At 38.1% G+C, this 6091-nt stretch carries 9 protein-coding genes, 1 tRNA gene and 1 pseudogene; 1 reads left to right on the top strand and 10 read right to left on the bottom strand.

The window, feature by feature from the left end; genetic code table 11:
- From COS96_03110 to COS96_03070, 9 genes and pseudogenes are all read right to left on the bottom strand, one after another.
- A pseudogene (locus COS96_03110) lies at positions 1-263 on the bottom strand (cell filamentation protein Fic).
- A 252-nt stretch (positions 264-515) separates the two neighbouring features.
- The gene (locus tag COS96_03105) at positions 516-740 is read right to left on the bottom strand and encodes a hypothetical protein (GenBank protein PIU43699.1); all 225 of its coding nucleotides are present in this window, start codon (positions 738-740) and stop codon (positions 516-518) included.
- The gene (maf, locus tag COS96_03100) at positions 737-1306 is read right to left on the bottom strand and encodes a septum formation protein Maf (GenBank protein PIU43698.1); all 570 of its coding nucleotides are present in this window, start codon (positions 1304-1306) and stop codon (positions 737-739) included. The genes COS96_03105 and maf overlap by 4 nt, the downstream gene beginning before the upstream one ends.
- 4 nt (positions 1307-1310) lie before the next feature.
- Positions 1311-1631, bottom strand: coding sequence for a methionine--tRNA ligase subunit beta (gene metG / locus COS96_03095; protein PIU43697.1), 321 nt, complete (start codon positions 1629-1631; stop codon positions 1311-1313).
- 4 nt (positions 1632-1635) lie between these two features.
- Positions 1636-1839, bottom strand: a complete 204-nt coding sequence (locus COS96_03090) for a hypothetical protein (protein ID PIU43696.1) — start codon at positions 1837-1839, stop codon at positions 1636-1638.
- Positions 1840-1995: 156 nt separating this feature from the next.
- Positions 1996-2229: a hypothetical protein gene (locus COS96_03085; protein ID PIU43695.1), complete on the bottom strand. Its 234-nt coding sequence runs from the start codon at positions 2227-2229 to the stop codon at positions 1996-1998.
- 13 nt (positions 2230-2242) lie between these two features.
- Positions 2243-3253 carry a hypothetical protein gene (locus tag COS96_03080; GenBank protein ID PIU43694.1) on the bottom strand — a complete coding sequence of 337 codons (1011 nt, stop codon included), beginning with the start codon at positions 3251-3253 and terminating at the stop codon, positions 2243-2245.
- A 129-nt stretch (positions 3254-3382) separates the two neighbouring features.
- Positions 3383-3610, bottom strand: a complete 228-nt coding sequence (locus COS96_03075; protein PIU43693.1) for a hypothetical protein — start codon at positions 3608-3610, stop codon at positions 3383-3385.
- A gap of 83 nt (positions 3611-3693) precedes the next feature.
- Positions 3694-3764: transfer RNA gene (locus tag COS96_03070), tRNA-Gln, on the bottom strand.
- A gap of 84 nt (positions 3765-3848) precedes the next feature.
- Between COS96_03070 and COS96_03065 the strand changes: the two genes are divergently transcribed.
- Positions 3849-5585 carry a hypothetical protein gene (locus tag COS96_03065; protein PIU43692.1) on the top strand — a complete coding sequence of 579 codons (1737 nt, stop codon included), beginning with the start codon at positions 3849-3851 and terminating at the stop codon, positions 5583-5585.
- Here COS96_03065 and COS96_03060 read toward each other — a convergent pair.
- A partial coding sequence (locus COS96_03060) for a hypothetical protein (protein ID PIU43691.1) occupies positions 5582-6091 on the bottom strand: 510 nt, incomplete at its 5' end. The two genes, COS96_03065 and COS96_03060, sit on opposite strands and share 4 nt — an antisense overlap.

The raw sequence follows: 6091 nt of genomic DNA, 5'->3' as shown, positions 1-6091 counted from the left end.
AGTGAACTTTCGGGAAATTTCTCTTTCGCCCTCCTTTTGAACTGCCGAGAATTCCTCGGTAGTTGATTTTCGGTCAATTTCTTTTTCTTGATAAATATTTTTTAGATGAAGTGAAATATTGTCCGTTGAGCAATTAAAAAGCTCGGCCATTTTTTTTGAGTCAGCCAAATGTTTTCTTCGGCAAACAATACTTCAATGTTCACCGAACCGTCCGGTGATTGATAAAAAGCTATTTGATTGTCCGTTATTTTTTTTCTCGCCATATTTTTAATCGATTATTGTCTGACTCCATACCTTTGCTTTAAATTTTACTGAAATCTCCTCCGAGGATAATGGGCCTCATTCCTAAGACTTCTTCCTTATAGGATAGCTCCGGAATTTGATTTAAAAGATAAATTTTCTTTTTCAGAAAGAAAGCGAGTCCCATCTCCATCAAAGTGTTCCCGCCGATGTAATTTTTAACGCCGTTTTTATCATAATTTAAAACTAAGATAGCATCTGCCCAAACAACTTTATTAAAATGCTGTAATAGCTTTTGCTTTCCTGTCCCAAATCCATCTTTCGTCATCAGCCCCTGCCTTCCTTATCCTGTAATACTCTGTAACTGAAATCAACTGATCATTTCCATCTTTTAATCTTGATGGCCACATTTCCACTTTATGGCCTAATTTTTCTAATTTTTCTTTTACAGCAAGCGCTTCATTTTGAAACGTAATACTGCCACAAATAGTAATTTTCATATTTCCCTCAACATTTCTATTATCGTTTCCAAGGGAATGCCTCCCAGAAGATTATAATAGCTTCCCTCTATCCTCTTAACAAACGACGAGCTGATATGTTTTATCGGATCATAACCTAAAGCGTAAGTATTGAAACGAGGGTCTTCGTCAAGGTATTTACCGATTTCTTCTTCTGAAAGTTCTCTTACACAAACGTCTGTTGCAACAATTTTTGAAATTATCTTTCCTGAAGCAGTATTTATCATGTGAATCCCCGTATAGAATTTATGGTTCTTATTGGAAAAATCTTTTAACCTTTGGAATGTCTCTTCTTTTGATTTTGGTTTTTCCAATATCCTGCCATTAAAATAAACAACCGAATCCATTCCGATCACAATGGCCTCTGGATGATTTTTGGCAACCGCTTCTGCTTTCAGCTTGGATAAGTTTCTTACCAATTCTTCGGGATTTTTTCTTTCCATCTGAGACTCATCCACGTTGCTTCCCTCTGCTTCAAAGGGAATTCCCAAATAACCGAATGCTTCCTTGCGATATGGCGATATTGTGGCTAAAACTATTTTAATCATAAATTTATCCTATGATGCTGCCAAGGGGGACTTCTTTCTCCGGCTGGAGAAAAACCAACTCCTCTCCTGTATTAACGGAAAGAACCATTCCTTGGCTTTCAATCCCCTTTAAAGTTCTTGGCTCTAAATTAACAATAACAGGAATTTGTTTTCCTACGAAATAATCCGGAGCGAAGAATTCAGCCATTCCTGTGACGACCTGCCTTTTCTCGGCGCCAAAATCAATTTCTAATTTTATCAGCTTATCTGCTCCCTTAACCTTTTCAGCTGATAAAACTTTCCCGATCCTTATGTCTAATTTTTGAAAATCTTCTATTGTAATCATAATTTTATTTTTTATCCGCCAAGGCGGAATTTTTATTTATTATAAGCATCAAAAAGATGATGATTGACGGCATTAATATTGTTCTTCCGGTGTAAATAATGGAAAGCAGATTCCCGCTGACCACGACCGGAAAAATAGCCACTACTCCGGTAAAAATCATAATTGACCATGAAAAATATGATTCTGTTTTGGTTTTTTCAATTATCAATTTCTGGATTGTCGGGAAATAAGCTACGAAAATTAAGGCCTGAATTAAAAGATTAGAAACGAAGGGATTGTTTGAGAGAATCCAAAATAAAGTTATTAAACCGCCAGTCGCTAAATACCATTTTTCAAAAGAATCAAATTTTATTTTCGTCTTAGATCAGAAAACAATAGTCAGGATAATTGCCATATCGATTAGGGGGTCCATAACGTTTACGAAGTTGCCCGTAAAATTCCAATCGGAAGCCAGTAGGTAGGTGATTAAACTCAAAGACGTTCCTGTAAACAAAATAATCCAAGTGGAAAGAGCCGGTCTCACCTTGCCGGTGAATATTTTGTAAATATACCAAGTGGCAAGTAAGCTCATTGCCACAGCGATTATAATTGAATTCAAATTTTCCACAATTTCATTCTATCAAGTTTTTTATAATTCCAATAATTACGTCCTTTTCTTTAGAATCGCTCTCGGCAACCAAAAGTGCCAATGCCGTCAAGGCATTGTCGTTTATTTTTTTTTCTCCCGATTTCTTATAAAGATGTCCGCATTTGTCCAGAAAATAAACGAACAGAAACGCCGCCGTCCGTTTGTTGCCGTCGGAAAACGGATGATCCTTAATTATTAAATAAAGAATATGCGATGCCTTATCCTCTATGGTCGGATACATTTTTGTTCCTCCGAAAGATTGATATAATCCCTTGATAACACCCTCAAAACTGCTGTCCCTCTCTTGACCGAACAATTCGCCCGCTTCCTTTTTACTCATCAGTTGTTTTTTTAACTCTTCCTTTACTCGTAAACAATCCTCATGAAGCAAAACAAATTTCGTTTTCGCACCTTTGGCATTTTTTAATTTTCCATTATCGTATTCCCCCAGTAAAGTGAGTGTTTTGGCATAATGCGCCAAAAGATTAAGAATTTCCCCTTCTTGTCCGGTGAGCGTTTCCTTTCTGGATTTCTCCTGCAGAAAACTGATTGCGCTTTGTAATTCATTGAATTTCTCCTTCGCCTCTAAAAGCCGTTTTTCATTGATTGTGTATCCTTGCAAGAGATGCTGTCTAAGAGTTTTCGTCGCCCAAATGCGGAATTGCGTCGCTTGCTTTGAATTAACACGATAGCCAATGGAAATAACTGCATCCAGATTATAGAACTGGGTTTTGTAGGTTTTTCCATCCGCCGCAGTATGTTCCAAAATGGAACTAACTGAATTTTTATTTAATTCGCCTGTTTTAAAAATATTGTTCAGGTGTTTGGTAACAGCCGGTCTTTGTATATTGAAAAGAACAGCTACTTGATTTTGAGTTAACCATACCGTTTCCTTTTCCATCCGCACCCTTAACTCCACCTCGTTTTTCGCGGTTCTGCAAACAACAATTTCTCCTTTTTTGAACTCGTTTTCTCTAAGGTTTTTAATTGCCATAACCTCATTTTATCAAAAAATTGCTTCCGCCGATAGGCGAAAAGCAATTTTTACAGGGGGTGTTTTTACAGGGAAGGACGCCCTGCGGTTCATAAGGGCTGTGGGCTTTGGGTAATGTTAGAACCTTGGCTATTTCTGACTTTTCTTTAAGATAATTATACTTAAGATAAGCGCAATAGTGAAAAATATTGCTCCGTAAAAACAAGAACTCAGAAATGGATTAACTAAACCTCCCGCACACCCTGTAGTGCGGGCAGATTTGCCTGTCCATTTTAAAAACTCCATTATGAAGTTCGCCCAAGCGAAGAGAGTGCCCCCAAGCAAAACTATAAATTGAGCTAAGATTATTTTTTTCATATTTTTAGAATTACTTTATTAAGATAACGATCTGTGTCTCATTTTAAAAGTTTACAGGGAAGGACGCCCTGTTGTTTTTACTGCTGCGGGACATGGATTCGAACCAAGATAACCGCCTCCAGAGGGCGATGTCCTACCATTAGACGATCCCGCAATGAACATTTAAAATTTTAACACGAAAAGAGCTAAACTGGAAAGACCTTTATTCAAATTCGCCTTTTTGTGCTAAAATTAAATAATGAAGAAAAATATTAAAATGGGAAAAATAAATAAAGAAAGCAAGACGAAGATTGCCGTTTTTGGCTTTACCGGTTGCGAGGAATGTGAATTCAATTTCCTTTCTCTGAATGAAAAACTGCTTGATCTCTTTCAGGATTTTGAAATCACCAACTGGAAACTGCTTTCCGATGAAAGAAGGGCTGATTTTGATATTGCTTTAATAGAGGGAGCGATTACCACAGAAGAGCAAGCTAGATTGCTTAAAAAAATCAGAAAGACGGCAAAAATAGTCATTGCCATCGGCGCCTGCGCCATTACCGGAAACATTTTCGCTTTGCTCACTGCTAAAAAAAGAAGAGAATTGTCTAAGAGAATATACAACAAAGATTATAAACTTAAGGGAAAGTTTTTGAAGCCGGTAAGCGATTTTATCAAGGTTGATAAAGACATCCCCGGCTGTCCTTTTGACGTTGAGCAATTGCAGGAATTTTTGAAAAGCTTGAAAAATGAAAAAGTTGAATCAAGAAGGGAGGAAGTCGTTTCTCCTGATTTCGTGGCTAAAATTGAGGGCCACGGGACTCTGCTCATAGATTTTAAGAAAAAGAAAGTTGATTTTAAAGTTGAAGAAAGCGAGCGCTTGGTTGAAGGATTACTTTTAGGCAAGGATTTTAAGCAGGCGCCCTTTGTCGTTTCCCGCATTTGCGGAATTTGCCCGACCGCTCATAATATTTGCTCTTTATCGGCTATAGAAGACGCCCTGAAAATCAAGATATCGGAAGAAACAAAAATTTTGAGAAAAATTCTGTTGGCCGGTCAGGTCATAAAAAGCCATCTCCTGCATCTTTTCTTCCTTGTCTTGCCTGACTACGCCGGATTAAAAAAATCCATTGACCTTTCAGTGAAATATCCGGCTGAATTTCATGCCATGCTCGTTATTAAAAGATTGGCCGATGAGCTTTTGGAAATTATTTCCGGTTCCAGCGCTTTTCCCGCTTATAGCGCCATAGACGGTTTTAATGTTTTGCCGAAAATGGAAAAATTAGAGGCGGTAAAGGATTCCATCTCTGATGTTACGGATGAATCCTATGATTTGATAAAACTTTTTTCACAAATATCAAAAGAATATCCCGAGCTGGAAACAAAAACTGAATTGGCGTGCACAACCCCCGAAGACAGCTGTTATCCTTCTTACCCGGGTAATTTTTCAAAGGAAATTAAAGAGATTGTTCAAAAAGAGCCGGCCAAACTCGGAGTTTTAGAAAATGGGAGCGTGATCAAGGTAGGCGCCCTCTCCCGTCTTAATAATTATTCCGGAAATCTTAACTTGAAAGCCAGAAAAGTTTTTCAGAATCTAAGGCCAAATCTGAAAAATCCCTTCAATAACAATCTGGCTCAAGCTATTGAAATCCTTCATTTTCTTGAAGAAATAGAGCGGTTGCTTATTTTATTGAAGAAAGGGAAAATTGAAAATGCTCAAGCCAGAAAGCTTACGCTTCCGCCAACGGGAAATTCCATCGGTAGGGCCTGGATTGAGGCGCCAAGGGGAATGCTTTTTCATGAAGTGGAAATTAATCCTGCCGGAGAAATAGTTAATTACAATATTATTCCGCCAACTCAATTGAATCTGGCTTCTTTGGAAAAGGAGGCGCAAGAATTGATTGAGAAAATGGCCGGACTTCCTCATGAGGAGCAAAAAAAAGAGGTTGAAAAGCTCATCCGCGCTTTTGACCCCTGTATCACCTGCGCCGTCCACTAGTTTTTGTTGAGGGCGGTGATGTTTTGGAGGGTGTATTTTGAAAGGTTTTTTTGCTGTTCTTTGCTGATAACTTGGCAGAAATGATTCCAGTGAAAGGAAATCACGTCCCCCTTCTTCACATTTTCCGATCTTAAATTCTCTTCATCACAAGAAACGCTTTTTTTGATCGGCTCGCTGAAGAAAAGTTTTTTCCCTTTAACCTTAAGCGGTTTATACAAAACCTTAATCCCCTTTTTGTTTATTTCTAAAACCTTTCCCCATTGAGGAAGGCAATGATCCAATAATTTTCCGGCTAATTTTACTCTGCCGGTAATTGAACCCAAAACTAAAACATGAAAACTGTGATGAGGAGTCGCGCCTTGGGGAATTAAAGAAACTCTTCTCTCCGCTTCCTCCTTAGAGAGCAGTCCTTTTCTCGTAAATTCCCTAAGAATGAGTTTTTTTATATCGGATATATTTACTTTTTTCAAAAGCTCATTGCCGAGCCAATATGATTCAATCACCCT

This window comes from Candidatus Nealsonbacteria bacterium CG07_land_8_20_14_0_80_39_13, assembly GCA_002779355.1.
Taxonomy (GTDB): domain Bacteria; phylum Patescibacteriota; class Minisyncoccia; order Minisyncoccales.
This window is presented reverse-complemented; position numbering and strand designations above follow the sequence as displayed.